Here is a 16,182-nt window from a genome sequence, read left to right as displayed (position 1 = left end):
GCGCTTCAAAGATCCGCGAAGGCCTGCTTGCGCGGGCCCATGTAGCCGAACAGCCAGGCGGCGACCTTGCGCATCTGGATCTCTTCCGAGCCCTCGGTGATCCGGTAGCGGCGGTGGTGGCGGTAGATGTGCTCGAACGGCTTGTGGCGCGAATAGCCGATGCCGCCGTGGATCTGCATCGCCCGGTCGGCGGCCTCGCAGCACAGGCGATTGGCCCAGTAGTTACACATCGAGACCTTGTCGGAGAGGCGCTTCTCGACCTCGACCTTGGACATCTGGTCCATCTCCCAGGCGGTCTTGCGGATCAGCAGGCGCAGCATCTCGGCCTGGGTCGACAGCTCGACGATCGGGAACTGGATGGCCTGGTTCTCCGACAGCGCCTTGCCGAACGGCTTGCGTGCGCGCGCGTACCTTATGCTCTCCTCGATGCAGAAGACCGCCGCGCCCAGGCTGGAGGCGGCCTGGCGGATGCGGTTCTCGTGCACGAAGTGCTGGGCGATCGAGAGGCCGCCGCCCTCGGGGCCGAACATCGCGCTGTCGGGCACCCACACGTTGGTGAAGCTGACGCGCGGGTGGTCGGTCGGCATGTTGAAGGTCCAGAGGTATTCCTCGATCTTCACACCGGGCGCGTGGGCGGGGACCAGGAAGGCGGTTATGCCGCGCGCGTCGCCGTCCTCGCCGGCGGTGCGCACGAACAGGCAGCAGTGCGTCGCCGCGTGCATGCCGGTGGTCCACATCTTCTCGCCGTTGATGCGCCAGCCGGCCTCGCCCTTGTGCTCCTCGCGGACCGCGCGGGTCTCCATGAAGGTGGCGTCCGAACCGTGGTCGGGCTCGGTCAGGCCGAACGTTGGGCGGAATGCGCCCCTGTCCAGCATGTCGCTGATCAGGTGCTGCTGGTCGGGCCGGCCGAAGTCGCGCAGCATCAGCACGAACGGATTGTTGCCGACGATCGAGTGCTCGTTCTGCAGGTCGTTGAAGAGGCCCAGGCCCTTGGACGCCAGGTGCTCGCGGATCACCGCCATCCACAGGTTGGAGCCGTCCTGCCCGCCATACTCCTTGGGCAGGGCAAAGCGGTAGTGGCCGGCCTGGTCGGCCAGCTTGCGGGCCTTGGCCAGCAGCTCCTCCCACTCGTGCTTGGGCAGGCCGCCCATGTCCCAGTCGGTGCGGGCCCATTCGCGGCGGTGGTCGAAGAAGCGTTCGTTGTCGTCGCGCGCCTGCAGGGGCGCGATCTCGCGGTCGATGAAGGCGTCGAGTTCGCCCAGATAGGCGCTCAGCGCCGGCGGCAGTTGGAAGTCCATGGCAAAGCCTCCCTCACGCACATCTTATGGTTTTGAGAGACACTAAGCGCGACGAGCGGTCGCGGCCAACCGTGCCCCTTGGGAACATGGCCTTAACCAGACGACCCTACGGTTAGCGCCATGATCACCATGGCCGCCTTCGCGATCATCGGCGCCGCGCTCGGACTGTTCGTCCGCCCGCGTCTGCTGGGCGTGGCGCTGCCGATCCTGCTGGCCCTGATCGTCGAGGGCGGGGTCTACTGGGCCATCGGGGTGATGGACCATCAGCCCAATCGCGAAGTCCTGATCCTGCGCCTGCACGCGGTCTTCGGCGAAGAGCTGATCGACATGGTCGGCCCGGTCGCCGCCGCGGCGATCGGCGCGGTCGTCGCCGCCGTGCTGGGCTTCTTCACCGACCCCAAGACCGTCGACGTGTACAGCGCCGAGAACATCCGGCGCCGCGTCGGCAAGGACGGTCGCTACGCCCGCGCCGAAGGCATGGTCGAGGACCGCGCCATCCACGCCAAGGCCGAGAGCCGGATCGACAAGATCCTGGGCCTCTAGGCCCCCAGGACAGCGTCCTCGGCCGCATAGTCGAACGGATCATAGGGATAGCTGGCCAGGATCGGGAACACCGTCCGCCAGTCGCGGCCGGCCGCCGCCCGCGTCAGCGCCTCGCAGATCGCGCCCGTCGTTGTTTCGTAGCCGGCCACGGGCGCATAGCCCAGGGCTAAGGCCGCGCGGGTGTCCAGGACGAACGGCGCGGGCGTTGACCACGGCGTGCGGCCGATGCGACGGCCTTCGAGCGGCGCGAAGGTCCCTGCATAGTTCATGTGTCGCGCGATGGTCTCGCCGATCGCCTGCACGGTCGGGGCCTGCGGATCGGCGATGTTGAGCACCCGCGTTCCAGGATGCTCCAGGACGGTCTGGACCAGGGCGGCGATGTTCAGGACCGAGGTGGCGTGGAAACGGCTGCGGCCGCCATAGGCCAGGGGGATGACCTTGCGCCCGTCCAGCATGCGTTTGACGAACCACCATTCGCGCGGGTGGATCGAGCCCACGCCGTGGATCGCGCCGGGCCGCAGCACCGTCACGGGCGGGGCCTGGGCCGCCAGCAGAATCTGTTCGAGCGCGACCTTGCGGGTCGAATAGGTCTCGGGACCCGCCGCCACGGTGGGCTGGGTCTCGGGGATCGGGTCGGGCAGGTCGGGAAAGCCGTTGATCGCGGCCTCGTCCAGGGTTCGCCCGGCCTCGTCGCGATAGACGCTGGATGACGAGATCACCACCAGCGCGCCCAGGTCCTGGCGCAGGGCCAGCAGCTGGCGGGCGTCCTCGGCGTCATAGGCGGTGACGTCGATCAGGGCGTCGGCGCCGTCGCCCACGGCCTGGCGCAGCCCGCCCTCCGCCTGGCGATCGACGGCCGTGAACCTGGCCCCACGTGCAACGAGTTCGGCGGGCAGCCGTCGCTCGCCGCGTCCGACGACCCGCACGTCCCATCCGGCGCCCAGCAGACGCTCGGTCACGGCCAGGCCGATCTGCCCGGCGCCGCCCAGGACTATGGCCAACCGCCCCATCCGCGCCTCCTCGCTGACGGCGCCAGCCTAGCCGCATCGCGCCGCGCGCAAGCATGAGAAGTTCAAATGTGAGCCCGCGCGCTCGCCGTTTCCGCGCGGCACTCGCCGCGTTTCGCCAGGAATCCCCGTTTTCTGAAAAGTCGACGTATCGACGAAATTCCGCTTGCGATATTTCTGATCACTGATATCTAAGCGATGCTTAGTTCGGATCCGAAGCACCGGTGGGGATATCGGTGCGGTCACCTCAGATGGGGTGTCGAGCTCCGGGCGGCAAGTGCACAGCTTATCGCCGATCAACGATCTGATTGTAACTTCCCCAACGCCGGAGGGCTTTCTGATGAAGCTCCGTTCCCTGGCGGCTGTCGCCGCCCTTTCCGTTTCCATGTTCGCCGGTTCGGCTTTCGCCGACGGCCGCATCGCCGCCGCCCTGGACGCGCCGGTCGCCGCCAAGACCAAGGTCGTCGCCGGCGGCGCCGTCTTCGTCTGCGAAGGCGCTGAGTGCGTCTCGGCCCAAGCCCCGTCGCGGGCGCTCACCGCGGTGGCCTGCAAGGCCCTCGCCAAGGAAGTGGGTCGCGTCGCGGCCTTCGGCGGCGAAACCAAGTCGCTGGACGCCGAAGACCTGACCCGCTGCAACGCCTCGGCCAAGGGCGGTTCGTCCCTGGCCTCGGCTAAGTAAGAACACGTACTGCGCTTTATCTGAGTACCAGACGCGTTGTGGGTCGCCGTTTCTCCGGCCCGGTCTGGCTGTTTCCTCGAGCATTCGCCTTAAAGGGCGGCGGAAACCTTCCGCCGCCCCTTTTCTTTTCCTGACCAGTGATTAGGTGACGCCGATGGACACGAGCTTGGCCGCCCAGCTGGAAACCGTTCTGCGCAAGGCCGCGGGCGATGGGACGGCCCTGGCTTCGATGACCGTGGACTATGCCGGTGAGGCCGGCGACGGCGTCCTGGAACCCAAGGGCTGGGTCGAGCGGGCCACCCGCAGCCTGGTCTTCGCCCAGGGCGAACTGCGGCGTCCGGACGGCGCTCTGGCGGCCTCGGCCTCGGCCGTGTTCCGCCGCGCCACGGACTGAAGGTTCGAACCTCGCTCGCCCCTTTGGTTGCGACTGCGAAAGGCCCGTGTTATCAGGCGCGCGGCTTCGGACGGGGCGGTGCGGCTGCACCGGCCGTCCATGTGCTTTTTACAAGCGCGCTCAAGCCTTTAAGCCGCGATAAGAGTTAACCTTCTTGTTCGCGGCCATTGCAACGCACCGGGCGGATACCAAGTGGCGGACGAAACCAAGGCGACGGATGCGGGTCAGCGCTATGCGCAGTCCCTCTTCGAACTGACGATCGAGAACGGCTCCCTGCAAAAGGTGGAAGCCGACCTGAAGAGCCTGAAGGCGATGGTCGCCGACAGCGCCGATCTGCGCCGTCTGATCGCGTCGCCCGCCTTCTCCGCCGAGGACAAGGGCAAGGGCCTGGTCGCCGTGGCCGTGAAGGCCAAGTTCGACCTGCTGACCACGAAGTTCCTGGGCCTGGTGGCCTCGAACGGCCGCACCGGCGACCTGCTGGGCGCCATCACCGCTTTCACCGAGCTGTCGGCCAAGCACCGCGGCGTCGTGACGGCCGAGGTCGTCTCGGCCGTCGCCCTGTCGGCCGCCCAGCTGAAGGGCGTGCAAACGGCCCTGGCTGAAGCCCTCGGCAAGACCCCCGAAGTTTCCACGCGCGTCGATCCGTCCCTCCTGGGCGGTCTGAAGGTGCGCGTCGGTTCGCGTCTCTTCGACGCTTCGCTCCGTTCGAAGCTCGATTCCCTGAAATTCGCCCTGAAGCGCGCTTAAGCCTTTAATTTAAGCGCCCCGAAAAAATTAGATCGCAGAGAGCCCAGAAGACCATGGACATCCGCGCCGCCGAGATTTCGGCCATCCTCAAGTCGCAGATCGCCAACTTCGGCGAAGAAGCCGCCGTTTCGGACGTCGGCCAAGTGCTGTCCGTCGGTGACGGCATCGCCCGCATCTACGGCCTGGACAACGTCCAAGCCGGTGAAATGCTGGAATTCCCGAAGGCCGGCGTGAAGGGCATGGCCCTGAACCTCGAGCGCGACAATGTCGGCGCCGTGATCTTCGGCGCTGACGCCGAGATCAAGGAAGGCGACGAAGTCCGCCGCCTGGGCGAAATCGTCGACGTGCCGGTCGGCCGTGGCCTGCTGGGCCGCGTCGTCAACCCGCTGGGCGAGCCGATCGACGGCAAGGGCCCGATCCAGTTCACCGAGCGTCGCCGCGTCGACGTCAAGGCTCCGGGCATCATCCCGCGCAAGTCGGTGCACGAGCCCGTGCAGACCGGCCTGAAGTCAATTGACACCCTGATCCCGGTCGGCCGTGGCCAGCGCGAGCTGATCATCGGTGACCGTCAGACCGGCAAGACCGCCGTCGCCATCGACACCATCCTGAACCAGAAGGCCGCCAACGCCGGCAAGGACGAGAGCGCCAAGCTCTACTGCGTCTACGTCGCCATCGGCCAGAAGCGCTCGACCGTCGCCCAGATCGTCAAGACCCTGGAAGAGCACGGCGCCCTGGAATACACGATCGTCGTCGTCGCCTCGGCCTCGGAGCCGGCCCCGCTGCAATACCTGGCTCCGTTCTCGGGCTGCGCCATGGGCGAGTGGTTCCGCGACAACGGCCTGCACGGCCTGATCATCTATGACGATCTGTCCAAGCAAGCCGTCGCCTACCGCCAGATGTCGCTGCTGCTGCGCCGCCCGCCGGGTCGCGAAGCCTATCCGGGCGACGTGTTCTATCTGCACTCGCGCCTGCTGGAACGCGCCGCGAAGCTGAACGAAGACAACGGTTCGGGCTCGCTGACGGCGCTGCCGATCATCGAAACCCAGGCCAACGACGTGTCGGCCTACATCCCGACCAACGTGATCTCGATCACCGACGGCCAGATCTTCCTGGAAACCGACCTGTTCTACCAGGGCATCCGCCCGGCCGTGAACGTCGGCATCTCGGTGTCGCGCGTCGGTTCCTCGGCCCAGATCAAGGCCATGAAGCAAGTCGCCGGTCCGATTAAGGGCGAGCTCGCCCAGTATCGTGAAATGGCCGCCTTCGCGAAGTTCGGCTCGGACCTGGACGCCTCGACCCAGAAGATGCTGGCCCGCGGCGAGCGCCTGACCGAGCTGCTGAAGCAGCCGCAATACGCGCCGCAATCGGTCGAAGAGCAGGTCTGCGTGATCTACGCCGGCACGCGCGGTTATCTGGACAAGATCCCGACCTCGTCGGTTCGCCGTTTCGAGACCGAGTTCCTGGCCCGTCTGCACAGCGCCCACAAAGACCTGCTGGACGGCATCCGCACCAAGAAGGCCCTCGACAAGGATCTGGAAGCGTCGCTGAAGAGCGCGCTCGACAGCTTCTCGTCGACCTTCGCCTAAGCCCCCTCGGAACCGCTCGGAGAGAGTAGCGCCGAATGGCCAGCTTGAAGGAAATGCGCAATCGGATCTCGAGCGTCAAAGCGACGCAAAAGATCACGAAAGCGATGCAGATGGTGGCAGCCGCCAAGCTGCGCCGGAGCCAGGACGCGGCTGAAGCAGCCCGTCCCTATGCTCGGCGCCTGGCGTCGGTCATCGCCAATCTCGCGGCCGGCGTGTCGGGCGACGGGGCTCCGGCCCTGCTGACCGGCACCGGTCGTGACGACCGCCACCTGATCGTCGTCGCGGCGGCCGATCGCGGCCTCGCCGGCGGCTTCACCTCGTCGATCGTGCGGGCCGCGCGCCAGCACATCGACGGCCTGATCGCCCAGGGCAAGGACGTCAAGATCGTCTGCGTCGGCAAGAAGGTCTCGGCCCAGCTGAAGCGCCCGTACGGCGACAAGGTTGTCGAGAACTTCGACCTGTCGGCCTACCGCCAGTTCACCCTGTCGGTCGCCCAGCCGATCGCCGACGTCGTCACGCGCCTGTATGAGGCCGGCGACATCGACATCGTCACGCTGTTCTACAGCCGCTTCAAGTCGGTGGTCATCCAGACCCCGACCGCGCTGCAGCTGATCCCGGCGACCGTCGAAGGCGTGGAAGCGCCAACCGGTCCGACGGCGGTCTACGAATATGAGCCCTCGGAAGAGGCCATCCTCGAGACCCTGCTGCCGCGCAACCTGACGGTTCAGATCCTGTCGGCCCTGCTGGACAACATGGCCGGCTTCTACGCCAGCCAGATGACCGCGATGGACAACGCCACGCGCAACGCCGGCGACATGATCAAGCGCTACACCCTCGAGTACAATCGTTCCCGCCAGGCCCAGATCACCAAAGAGCTGATCGAGATCATCTCCGGCGCAGAAGCCGTCTGATCTAGCCTAACGACACAAGCACGCAGAGACCGAAAGACCGCACGCCATGGCCAAGACCCCCGCTGCAAAGCCGGCGACCGCCGCCGCCCAGACGACTGCTGGCAAGACGCCCGCCGCCCCCAAGGCTGCGGCTGCTCCGAAGGCCGCCGTCGCGAAGGCTCCGGCCGCCGCTAAGGCTCCCGCCGCCAAGAAGCCGGCTGCCCCCAAGGCCGCCGCTCCGACCAACGCCGCCGTCTCGCTGGATGGCGCCACCGGCCGCCTCGTCCAGATCATTGGCGCCGTCGTCGACATCGAGTTCACCGGCGAGCTGCCGGCGATCCTGAACGCCGTCGAGACGACCAACATCGCCACCGGCCAGCGCCTGGTGTTCGAAGTCGCCCAACACCTGGGCCAGAACACCGTCCGCGCCATCGCCATGGACGCCACCGAAGGTCTGGTCCGTGGCCAGCCCGTCCGTGACACCGGCGAGTCGATCCGCGTTCCGGTCGGTCCGGGCACCCTGGGCCGCATCATGAACGTCATCGGCGAGCCGATCGACGAGCAGGGCCCGATCCAGTCGACCCTGTCGCGCCCGATCCACCGCGACGCCCCGACCTTCGCTGAACAAACCAACACCGCTGAAGTGCTGGTCACGGGCATCAAGGTCATCGACCTGATGTGCCCCTACACCAAGGGCGGCAAGATCGGCCTGTTCGGCGGCGCCGGCGTCGGCAAGACCGTGACGATGCAGGAACTGATCAACAACATCGCCAAGGCTTACGGCGGTTATTCGGTTCTGGCCGGCGTGGGTGAACGCACCCGCGAAGGCAACGACCTGTATCACGAGATGATCGAGTCGAACGTCAACGTCGACCCGAAGGCCAACAACGGCTCGACCGAAGGCTCGCGCTGCGCGCTGGTCTACGGCCAGATGAACGAACCCCCGGGCGCCCGCGCCCGCGTCGCCCTGACCGGCCTGTCGATCGCTGAGTACTTCCGCGACGAAGAAGGCAAGGACGTGCTGCTGTTCGTCGACAACATCTTCCGCTTCACCCAAGCCGGCGCCGAAGTGTCGGCTCTGCTGGGCCGCATCCCCTCGGCCGTGGGCTATCAGCCCACCCTGGCCACCGAGATGGGCAACCTGCAGGAGCGCATCACCTCGACGAACAAGGGCTCGATCACCTCGGTCCAGGCCATCTACGTCCCGGCCGATGACTTGACCGACCCGGCGCCCGCCGCCTCGTTCGCCCACTTGGACGCCACCACCGTTCTGTCGCGCGACATCGCCGCCCAGGCCATCTTCCCGGCCGTGGACCCGCTGGACTCGACCTCGCGGATCATGGACCCGCTGATCATCGGCGAAGAGCACTACACGGTCGCGCGTCGCGTCCAGGAAGTCCTGCAGCAGTACAAGTCGCTGAAGGACATCATCGCCATCCTGGGCATGGACGAGCTGTCGGAAGACGACAAGCTGGTCGTGTCGCGCGCTCGCAAGATCTCGCGCTTCCTGTCGCAGCCGTTCCACGTCGCCGAGCAGTTCACCAACACGCCGGGCGCCTTCGTCCAGCTGAAGGACACGATCCGCTCGTTCAAGGGCATCGTGGACGGCGAGTACGACCACCTGCCGGAAGGCGCCTTCTACATGGTCGGCGCGATCGAAGAAGCCGTGGCCAAGGCCGAAAAGATGGCGGCTGAAGCCTAATGACCGAAGACGCCGATCTGGGCCAATTCTGCTGCGAAGAGCTGGCGGAAGCCGTGTCTCCGGACCCGACCGCCAGCCTCATCGAGCATGACAGCGGCCTGATCCTGCTGAATCTCGGCGAGCGGGAAGAAGAGGGCGAGACCGGCGTGCTGCTGGCCACGATCCACTTCTGCCCGTTCTGCGGGACTGAAATTCAGACCGACGAAGACATCGAGGCCGCCCTGGGCGACGTCGAGGAGACCTTCAACTGATGGCCAAGCTGCACTTCTCTCTGGTCGCCCCCGAGCGCGAACTGTTCTCCGGGGACGTGGACCTGGTCCAGGCTCCGGGCGCGGAAGGCGACTTCGGCGTCCTGGCCGGCCACGCCCCGTTCATGACCACCCTGCGCGAAGGCAAGGTGACCGTGAAGGACGGCGCGACGACCAAGGTGTTCGATATCCAGGGCGGGTTCGCCGACGTCGGTCCGGAAGGCCTGACGATCCTGGCCGAGCACGCCGTCGAAGCGGCCTAAACCCGCCCGGACGCACGCTTCTGAAACGCCCTCGTTCCACCCGGATCGGGGGCGTTTTCGTATCTCTCCCGCGCGCGTTTCGTGTCTGGCGCGAAAAAATTACACTTGTGACCCAATCTCCGCCTCAATCGGTAGCCATAAGGGTTGCGAGGGATCGTCTGTCGGTTTTAATGCCGACCTCTCGTCTTGTTGGGGATAACCAGCCTATGCGCCTTGCGCTCGTCAGCCTGATCGCCCTCGGCGCGGTCTCGACCGCCGCCGTTGCCCAGGAAACTGCTCCGGCTCCTGCCGCCGCTCCCGCTCCCGCTCCCGCCGCTCCGGCCGATCAAGCTGCCCCGGCCGCTCCGCCGGCCGACCAAGCCGCTCCGCCGGTCGCCGCGCCGGCCGCTGGCGCTGCTCCTGCCGAAACCTACACGGCTCCGGTCCGCGGTCCGCGTACGACCGACCCGCTGTCGGTCCGCCTGATGGACGTGCTGGACAAGGTCTGCAAGCCGTCGGTCGCCGGCGGCGACTTCGCCCAGCTGGTCAAGGACTACGGCTTCAAGAAGAAGAAGGAACAGTGGGTCCTGGCTCTGGAGAAGCCCTACAACATCACCCTGGATAATCCGGGCTCGAACAAGAACGTCTGCACGATCACCATCGACTATTCGCAGACCCCCGAGCAGGCCCAGGAACTGGCCAACGCCCTGCACGACTACGCCACGTGGGAAAACAGCCCGCAGCTGCGCCTGATCCGCAACGACCAGACGGTCGCCAGCGACTATCGCCGCTTCACCGTGTCGTGGGACGACGCCTGGGCTGGCGGTCACGCCGGTCTGGTGTTCATGCGCCTGAAGAAGACCGACGAGACCTCGGTCGGCAAGAACTTCGAGCGCGCCCAGGTCCTGTACAGCACGACCAGCCGCTAAAAGGCTGACCTTGCCCCACGCGGGCATGGGTCCTATCTAGGCGAGGCGCGGGGGACGACCCCCGCGCCTTTTGCTTTTGCGAATGCTGATTGTCCGGGGACGACCCCACCTTTTTAGGAAAAGGGGCTCGTCATGGCCTGGATCATTCTCTTCATCGCCGGACTGTTCGAAATCGGTTGGGCCGTCGGCCTGAAGTACACCGAGGGCTTCACCAAGCTTGTGCCCACGGCGCTCACCGGGGTCAGCCTGTTGCTGTCCATGGGCCTGCTGGGCTGGGCCATCAAGACCCTGCCGCTTGGCACTGCCTATGCCGTCTGGACGGGCGTGGGCGCGGTCGGCACGGCCATCGTCGGCATCGTGCTGTTCAAGGAGCCGGCGACCGCCGCGCGGCTCGTGTGCCTCGGCCTGATCGTGGCCGGCATCCTGGGGCTGAAGGTGTTCAGCGCGCCGGCGGCTTAAGCCGCGGCGCGGTCTTCCGCAGCGATGAAGTCGAGGCAGCGCTGGGCGACATTCTCCCAGCCAGGTTCCCCGGGCAGCCAGTGGCTCATCTCGGGGAACACCTCGACGCCGCCGCCCAGGCGCGCGGCCGTCTGGCGGACGGTCGCCGGCGGATGGATCACGTCCTGGCCGCCGGCGATCGCCAGCACCGGGCAGCCCGGCGCGCTGACGCTGGTCGTCATGAACGGGTCCAGCCACCAGTTCAGCGTCTCCCACAGCGCCCGGCCGCTCTCGGCCGTCATGCGAGCGAAGATCGCCTTGCGTTCGGGGCGGGCCAGCTTGTCGACGCTGTAGCGGCGCACGACGCCGTAGTCGGGCGCGATGGCCTGCAGCCAGTAGGGACCGAAGGTGTAGAGGCTGACGGCCGACACGGCCTCCTCCAGGCTCGCGCCTGAGACGCCCCAGGGCGCGGACGGGGCCAGCAGGATCAGCTTGGAGATTTTGGCGCGCGAGGCGGCCATCTGGGCCACCAGGCCGCCCATCGAGTGGCCGATCAGGATCGGCGGCGTCTCGCAAGCGTTGGCCAGCCTGGCGATCTGGCGGGCGTAGTCGGTCATCGAGACGCCGGCGGCGCTGCTGGCGCCATCGTGTCCGATCAGGTCGGGCGTCAGTACGCAATGACCCGCCGCCTCGAAGGGCTGGCGGAAAGCGTCGAAGGTCCAGCCGCCGCAAAAAGCGCCGTGGACCATGATCACGGGTGCGCGCATGGACGCCCTAGATAAACCCCGCCGACGAAGCAGCCGGCGGGGTTCAGCCTACACTTACTTCGCCGGCTTGGGCGAGGTTTTGGCAGGCGCCTTTGTCGCAGGCTTCTTGGCGGCCGGAGCCTTGGCTGCTGGGGCCTTGGCGGCGGCCGGCTTGGCGGCGGCCTTCGGGGCGGCAGCGGCCTTCGGAGCAGCGGCAGCCCTAGGCGCGGCGGCGGCCTTGGCCGGAGCCTTCGCCGCCGGCTTGGCGGCCGGAGCGACCTTGGCGGCGGTCTTGGGCGCAGCGGCCGCTTTCGGCGCCGGAGCGGCCTTCGGAGCAGCAGCCTTGGCGGCGGGCTTGGCAGCGGCCTTCGGAGCCGGAGCGGCTTCGGCCTTGGCTTTCGGCGGAGCCTTGGCGGCAGGCGCCTTGGCCGGCGCGGCGGCCTTCGGAGCCGGCGCGGCCTTCACGGCGGCGGCTTTCGGCGCGGCCTTGGCAGCCGGGGCCTTGGCCGGAGCGGCGGCCTTGGGCTTGGCTTCAGCCTTCGGCTTCGGCTTCGGCGCGGCCTTCGCGGCCGGAGCCTTCGCGGCCGGAGCGGGCGCCGGCGTGGGAGCCGGAGCCGCCGCGACCGGGGCCGGTTCGGCCGCCTTCACGGGTTCGGGCGCGGGCGCCGGGGTGGGAGCGGGCGCCGGCGTGGGGGCCGGGGTCGGTTCGGGGTTGGGGGCCGGCGCGGGCGCAGCCGCGGCGGGAGCCGCCGGCGTCTGCTTCTTGCCGCTCAGCCAGTCGATCAGGTCGGAGAGGATGCTCATCGTGTTCGGCTCATCTATGAGGTAATGGGCGTTGTGGGGGTATTCTCGGTATTCGGCGCCGGCGTACTTCTTGCCGACGAGGCGGACGTCCTCGACGGGTGTCGTGCGATCCAGCGCGCCCGCCATCACCAGCACCGGCACGGTGACCTTGCTTGCGTCGACATGGGCGGTCTTGTGGGGGTCCTTGTGCGGCCAGGCCAGGTCGGCCAGCACCTGTCCGCTGTCATAGACCATCTTGGCGTAGAGGCCGTCGTGGCGCTCGGCCGGCACGGCGTTCATGACGCCGAACTTGAAGCCCGTCTTCCACATCTTGCCCGCCTTGGTCTCGGGCTTGGACTGCAGGGCCATGTTCAAAAAGGTGAAGACCGGGGTCAGCTTGGGCTTGCCGCGCGCGTCGGCCGGCGAGCCCGGCGCGAACAGGGCGATGGCGGCGGCGTGGCCGGCCTCGGCGATCTTCTGGGCGATCAGGCCGCCCATCGAGTGGCCGATGACGATCGGTTTGACGCCGCCATTCTCCTTGGCCAGGGTCTGGGCCAGGGCGCTCATCTCGGCGACATAGTCGGCCAGGGTCAGGCCGGCCAGGCCCGCGCGCGGACCCTCGACCGTACGCACGGCCGAGCGGATCGTCGGGGCCACCACGCGGTAGCCCTCGGCGCGCAGACGGGCGGCCACGGGATCCCAGACGTCCCCCGCGCAGCCGTAGCCGTGGATCAGCAGAACCGTGTCCGCCATACCGTTCTCCCCAGCGCGACGGACCCCCAAAATCAGAGGCCGCGCGCGTACCCCGCAAAGGCGGCGACCACTGCTTCGTAGACGCCACGCTTGAAGGGTACGATCAGTTCGGGCGTTTCGTCGAGCCTGCCCCATTTCCAGGCGTCGAACTCGATGTGTTCGTCCGCTTCCAGATCGATCTCGGACTCCTCGCCGATGAAGCGATAGGCGAACCAGACCTGTTTCTGCCCCAGCCATCCGCGCGAGTGTTTCTTGTCGGCCAGGATCTCGGGCGGAAAGTCGTAGGCGATCCAGCCCTCGGTGCGGCCCAGAAGTTCGACGGAGCTGACGCCGGTCTCCTCGGCCAGCTCGCGACGGGCGGCGGCTTCGAGGTCCTCGCCGTCGTCGACCCCACCCTGAGGAAATTGCCAGTTGTACGGCGGCGCCTGGCGATAGCGGCGTCCCAGCCACACGCGGCCATCCTTGTGGAACAGGACGACGCCGACATTGGGACGATGCTTGGGATACTCACGCTCGGTCATGCCGAGCTTTGTTCCACGACTTGTCGTGGGGCGCCAGTTTTACCGGTGGGCGAGCGCCGAGGCCGGGGCCAGTTGCAGGCCGCGCGCCTGCAGGCCGGCGGCCCAGATACGGACCTGGGTGATGGTCACCGGATAGGCGAAGCCCGAGCCCAGCGACTGGCCGCGACCGGCCGCGCCGTTCTCCAGCGCCCGCAGCTGGGTGTCGATGGCGGCGGCCGAAAGCTCGTCGTCGATCACTCGGTCGGCCGAGGCGCGCGGGATCGGGCCGGCGCGACGCGCGGCCAGGCCGTCGTCGACAAAGGCCAGGCCGCGCGACTTCAGCACGGCGTTGAAGGTGGTCATCGCCTGGTCGTTCTCGACGAAGCGGGCGCCCAGATAGTTCGACAGGCCGAAATAGCCGGTGGCGCGCGACATCAGCCATTCCAGCTTGCGCACGGTGTCGTCGGGCCGGTTGGCGGCGATCAGGGTGTAGGGACCCGGGTCGTTGGCCGGATAGTCGGCCGGTTCCATCGGGGTCTCGAGCAGCACTTCGTGGCCGTGGGCGCGGGCCAGGTCGATCCAGCCCTGCAGGCCTTCGGCATAGGGCGCGAATGACAGGGTGATCTCGCCCGGCAGGGTCTCGATGGCCGCGCGGGTGGTCTGGGCGTTGAGGCCGAGACCGCCGATGACGACCGATACCTTGGGGCGGCCGTTGGGCGTGAAGGGGCGGGCATAGGCTTCGGCGGCCGTGCGGCCGTCGGCGCCGATGATCGGCAGCGGACCGCCGCCGGGACCCGGCGCGGTCAGCCCGGCGATCGGCGCCTGGGCCAGGCCCGGACCCTGCTGGATCGGCGGCAGGTTGGCCAGGCCCTCGGCGGGCGGCGCTTCGGCCTCGGCGGTCGGCGGGGCGAACGGATTGCGTGAAAGGCCCAGCTGGCCCGGAACCAGTTCGGCCTCGTGTGCGGGATCGCCGCCCAGCGCCTCGCGCCAGCCGTCGGGCGCGTTCTTGGTCGCGCCGATCTTGGTCAGCTCCAGGCGGATCACCGGCGAGCCCGCGTGCGGGTCGCTGGTGATCAGGACCACCGTGGCCAGCGAGGCCAGGAACAGGACGCCCGCGCCGCTGGCGGCGATATAGGGATTGCTGACGGCCGCCATCAGCTTGGCGCGCAGGTCGCCGGTCCCGCTCGTGGCGGGCGCGGCGGCGGCGTAGGCGGGCTTGCGCGAGAAGGTGACGGCCATGACCCGCTCAGGCTAGTCGGGAAGCTTCGAACATATGGTTAACGAGATGCTGCCGAAGCGCGCTAGTGGCGCGGCGCGACGTCGCGCCTAGCCTATGGCTTGAACAAGGCGGCGAACCGCTTCGTCGATCCGCACGGCCTCGATCTGGCCGAAGCCGAGAACCAGCCCCGGCGGCGGCGCGCGTTCGGCGGCGTAGGTGTCGAGGGGATCCACGGCGACACCGAACGTCGCGGCTCGGGCTGCGACCGCGCGGGCGTCCGCGGACGGGGCGAGCAGGGCGGTGACGTGCAGGCCAGCAGGGGCGGGGATCGGCTCCAGCTTGCCGCCGGCGCGGGCGGCCAGGGCGTCCAGCAGGGCCGTGCGCCGCTTGGCATAGACCCGCCGCATCCGGCGCACATGGCGGGCCAGGTGGCCCTCGGCGATGAAGGCGGCCAGGGTGGCGTGTTCGATGGCCGGGCCGTGCCAGTCGCTGCGCTCGCGAGCGGCCAGCAAGGCGGCCTTGGCCCGCGCGGGCGCGACCACGAAGCCGATGCGCAGGGCCGGCAGCAGGCTCTGGGAGAAGGTGCCGACATAGACGACCCGCCCATCGGGATCCTGCGCTCTCAGGGGCGGCTGGGGCGGGCTCTCGAAGCGGAACTCGCCGCCATAGTCGTCCTCGACCACCAGGGCGTCGTTACGGGCTGCCCAGGCCGCCAGGGCGGTGCGGCGAGCGGGTGAGAGCGGTGGACCCAGCGGGTACTGCTGCGAAGGCGTCAGGCAGACCAGCACCGCGCCCTCCGGCAGGGCTTCGACGACCAGGCCCTCGCGGTCGACCGGCGCGGCCATGACCTTCGCCCCGGCGGCGGCGAAGGCCTCGCGGGCGGCGGGATAGCCGGGATCCTCGACCGCCACGGTGCGGTCGGGGCCAGTCAGGGTGCGGGCCACCAGCTCGAAAGCCTGCTGGGCGCCGACCGTGACGATGACGTCCTCGGCCGCGCAGGCCAGGCCTCGGGCGAACGACATGTGGCCGGCGATCGCTTCGCGCAGGGCCGGGTGGCCGGCCGGCTCGCGATAGACCCCGCCGGCGCGACCGAACTGGCGCAGCGCCCGGCCGGTCAGGCGGCCCCAGATGTCGAACGGAAAGGCGCTGGCGTCGGGACGTCCCGGACGCAGGTTGAAGGCCGCCTCGGGCCGCCTGGCGGGACCTGGGGACGGCTTCGCCGATCCGCCGGCCACGAAGGTCCCGGCGCCGGGGCGCGAGACGATGTGGCCCTCGCTCAGCAGCAGGTCGTAGACGGCCATGGCGGTGTTGCGGGACAGGCCGAGCTGCTCGGCCAAGGCGCGGCTGGCGGGCAGTTGCAGGCCAGACGCCAAGCGGCCGTCCAGGATCGCGGCCTTCAACTGCTCGTGCAGCCGGCGACGCACGTCGCGCGACCCGGCGGGCGGCAGCTGCAGCGGCAGTTCCAGGACGACGCTCAT

18 protein-coding genes are annotated in these 16,182 nt (G+C 68.4%); 11 read left to right on the top strand and 7 right to left on the bottom strand.

What is annotated here, in order from left to right:
* Nucleotides 1–5 precede the first annotated feature (5 nt).
* On the bottom strand, nucleotides 6–1,298 hold the full coding sequence (locus AC1RR5_RS12810; RefSeq protein WP_492922017.1) for an acyl-CoA dehydrogenase family protein: 1,293 nt from the start codon (nucleotides 1,296–1,298) through the stop codon (nucleotides 6–8).
* Nucleotides 1,299–1,418: 120 nt separating this feature from the next.
* On the opposite strand from AC1RR5_RS12810, the gene AC1RR5_RS12805 reads away from it, so the two are divergent.
* Nucleotides 1,419–1,841 carry a hypothetical protein gene (locus AC1RR5_RS12805; RefSeq protein ID WP_492922016.1) on the top strand — a complete coding sequence of 141 codons (423 nt, stop codon included), beginning with the start codon at nucleotides 1,419–1,421 and terminating at the stop codon, nucleotides 1,839–1,841.
* Here the strand turns inward: AC1RR5_RS12805 and AC1RR5_RS12800 are convergent.
* Nucleotides 1,838–2,851, bottom strand: coding sequence for an NAD-dependent epimerase/dehydratase family protein (locus AC1RR5_RS12800; protein WP_492922015.1), 1,014 nt, complete (start codon nucleotides 2,849–2,851; stop codon nucleotides 1,838–1,840). The two genes, AC1RR5_RS12805 and AC1RR5_RS12800, sit on opposite strands and share 4 nt — an antisense overlap.
* A gap of 337 nt (nucleotides 2,852–3,188) precedes the next feature.
* Between AC1RR5_RS12800 and AC1RR5_RS12795 the strand changes: the two genes are divergently transcribed.
* The 10 genes from AC1RR5_RS12795 (at nucleotide 3,189) to sugE (ending at nucleotide 10,724) form a co-directional block, all read left to right on the top strand.
* Nucleotides 3,189–3,527 (top strand): DUF8200 family protein, encoded by a 339-nt coding sequence (locus AC1RR5_RS12795; protein ID WP_492922014.1) that lies wholly within the window; start codon nucleotides 3,189–3,191, stop codon nucleotides 3,525–3,527.
* A 154-nt stretch (nucleotides 3,528–3,681) separates the two neighbouring features.
* Nucleotides 3,682–3,921: a hotdog family protein gene (locus AC1RR5_RS12790; RefSeq protein ID WP_492922013.1), complete on the top strand. Its 240-nt coding sequence runs from the start codon at nucleotides 3,682–3,684 to the stop codon at nucleotides 3,919–3,921.
* Nucleotides 3,922–4,113: 192 nt separating this feature from the next.
* Nucleotides 4,114–4,668: a F0F1 ATP synthase subunit delta gene (locus AC1RR5_RS12785; protein ID WP_492922012.1), complete on the top strand. Its 555-nt coding sequence runs from the start codon at nucleotides 4,114–4,116 to the stop codon at nucleotides 4,666–4,668.
* A gap of 53 nt (nucleotides 4,669–4,721) precedes the next feature.
* On the top strand, nucleotides 4,722–6,254 hold the full coding sequence (atpA, locus tag AC1RR5_RS12780; protein ID WP_492813704.1) for a F0F1 ATP synthase subunit alpha: 1,533 nt from the start codon (nucleotides 4,722–4,724) through the stop codon (nucleotides 6,252–6,254).
* Between the two features lie 35 nt (nucleotides 6,255–6,289).
* On the top strand, nucleotides 6,290–7,165 hold the full coding sequence (locus AC1RR5_RS12775; protein WP_492813705.1) for a F0F1 ATP synthase subunit gamma: 876 nt from the start codon (nucleotides 6,290–6,292) through the stop codon (nucleotides 7,163–7,165).
* Nucleotides 7,166–7,211: 46 nt separating this feature from the next.
* Nucleotides 7,212–8,846, top strand: coding sequence for a F0F1 ATP synthase subunit beta (atpD, locus tag AC1RR5_RS12770; RefSeq protein ID WP_492922011.1), 1,635 nt, complete (start codon nucleotides 7,212–7,214; stop codon nucleotides 8,844–8,846).
* On the top strand, nucleotides 8,846–9,097 hold the full coding sequence (locus AC1RR5_RS12765) for a hypothetical protein (protein ID WP_454713741.1): 252 nt from the start codon (nucleotides 8,846–8,848) through the stop codon (nucleotides 9,095–9,097). The genes atpD and AC1RR5_RS12765 overlap by 1 nt, the downstream gene beginning before the upstream one ends.
* Entirely contained in the window at nucleotides 9,097–9,357 is a 261-nt protein-coding gene (locus AC1RR5_RS12760; protein WP_492102719.1) for an ATP synthase F1 subunit epsilon, read from the top strand. Before AC1RR5_RS12765 ends, AC1RR5_RS12760 begins: the two co-directional genes overlap by 1 nt.
* Before the next feature lie 170 nt (nucleotides 9,358–9,527).
* Nucleotides 9,528–10,265 carry a hypothetical protein gene (locus tag AC1RR5_RS12755; protein WP_492922010.1) on the top strand — a complete coding sequence of 246 codons (738 nt, stop codon included), beginning with the start codon at nucleotides 9,528–9,530 and terminating at the stop codon, nucleotides 10,263–10,265.
* Between the two features lie 132 nt (nucleotides 10,266–10,397).
* Nucleotides 10,398–10,724 (top strand): quaternary ammonium compound efflux SMR transporter SugE, encoded by a 327-nt coding sequence (sugE, locus tag AC1RR5_RS12750; RefSeq protein WP_492922009.1) that lies wholly within the window; start codon nucleotides 10,398–10,400, stop codon nucleotides 10,722–10,724.
* Here sugE and AC1RR5_RS12745 read toward each other — a convergent pair.
* The 5 genes from AC1RR5_RS12745 to pdxR form a co-directional block, all read right to left on the bottom strand.
* Entirely contained in the window at nucleotides 10,721–11,470 is a 750-nt protein-coding gene (locus AC1RR5_RS12745) for an alpha/beta hydrolase (protein ID WP_492922008.1), read from the bottom strand. The two genes, sugE and AC1RR5_RS12745, sit on opposite strands and share 4 nt — an antisense overlap.
* 54 nt (nucleotides 11,471–11,524) lie before the next feature.
* On the bottom strand, nucleotides 11,525–12,985 hold the full coding sequence (locus AC1RR5_RS12740) for an alpha/beta hydrolase (RefSeq protein ID WP_492922007.1): 1,461 nt from the start codon (nucleotides 12,983–12,985) through the stop codon (nucleotides 11,525–11,527).
* Between the two features lie 32 nt (nucleotides 12,986–13,017).
* Nucleotides 13,018–13,506 carry an RNA pyrophosphohydrolase gene (locus tag AC1RR5_RS12735; protein WP_492922006.1) on the bottom strand — a complete coding sequence of 163 codons (489 nt, stop codon included), beginning with the start codon at nucleotides 13,504–13,506 and terminating at the stop codon, nucleotides 13,018–13,020.
* 39 nt (nucleotides 13,507–13,545) lie between these two features.
* Nucleotides 13,546–14,724 (bottom strand): divergent polysaccharide deacetylase family protein, encoded by a 1,179-nt coding sequence (locus AC1RR5_RS12730; RefSeq protein ID WP_492922005.1) that lies wholly within the window; start codon nucleotides 14,722–14,724, stop codon nucleotides 13,546–13,548.
* Between the two features lie 87 nt (nucleotides 14,725–14,811).
* Nucleotides 14,812–16,182 carry a MocR-like pyridoxine biosynthesis transcription factor PdxR gene (gene pdxR, locus AC1RR5_RS12725; RefSeq protein ID WP_492922004.1) on the bottom strand — a complete coding sequence of 457 codons (1,371 nt, stop codon included), beginning with the start codon at nucleotides 16,180–16,182 and terminating at the stop codon, nucleotides 14,812–14,814.

It is taken from the genome of Caulobacter sp. GW821-FHT11E11, assembly GCF_058808315.1.
This window is presented reverse-complemented; position numbering and strand designations above follow the sequence as displayed.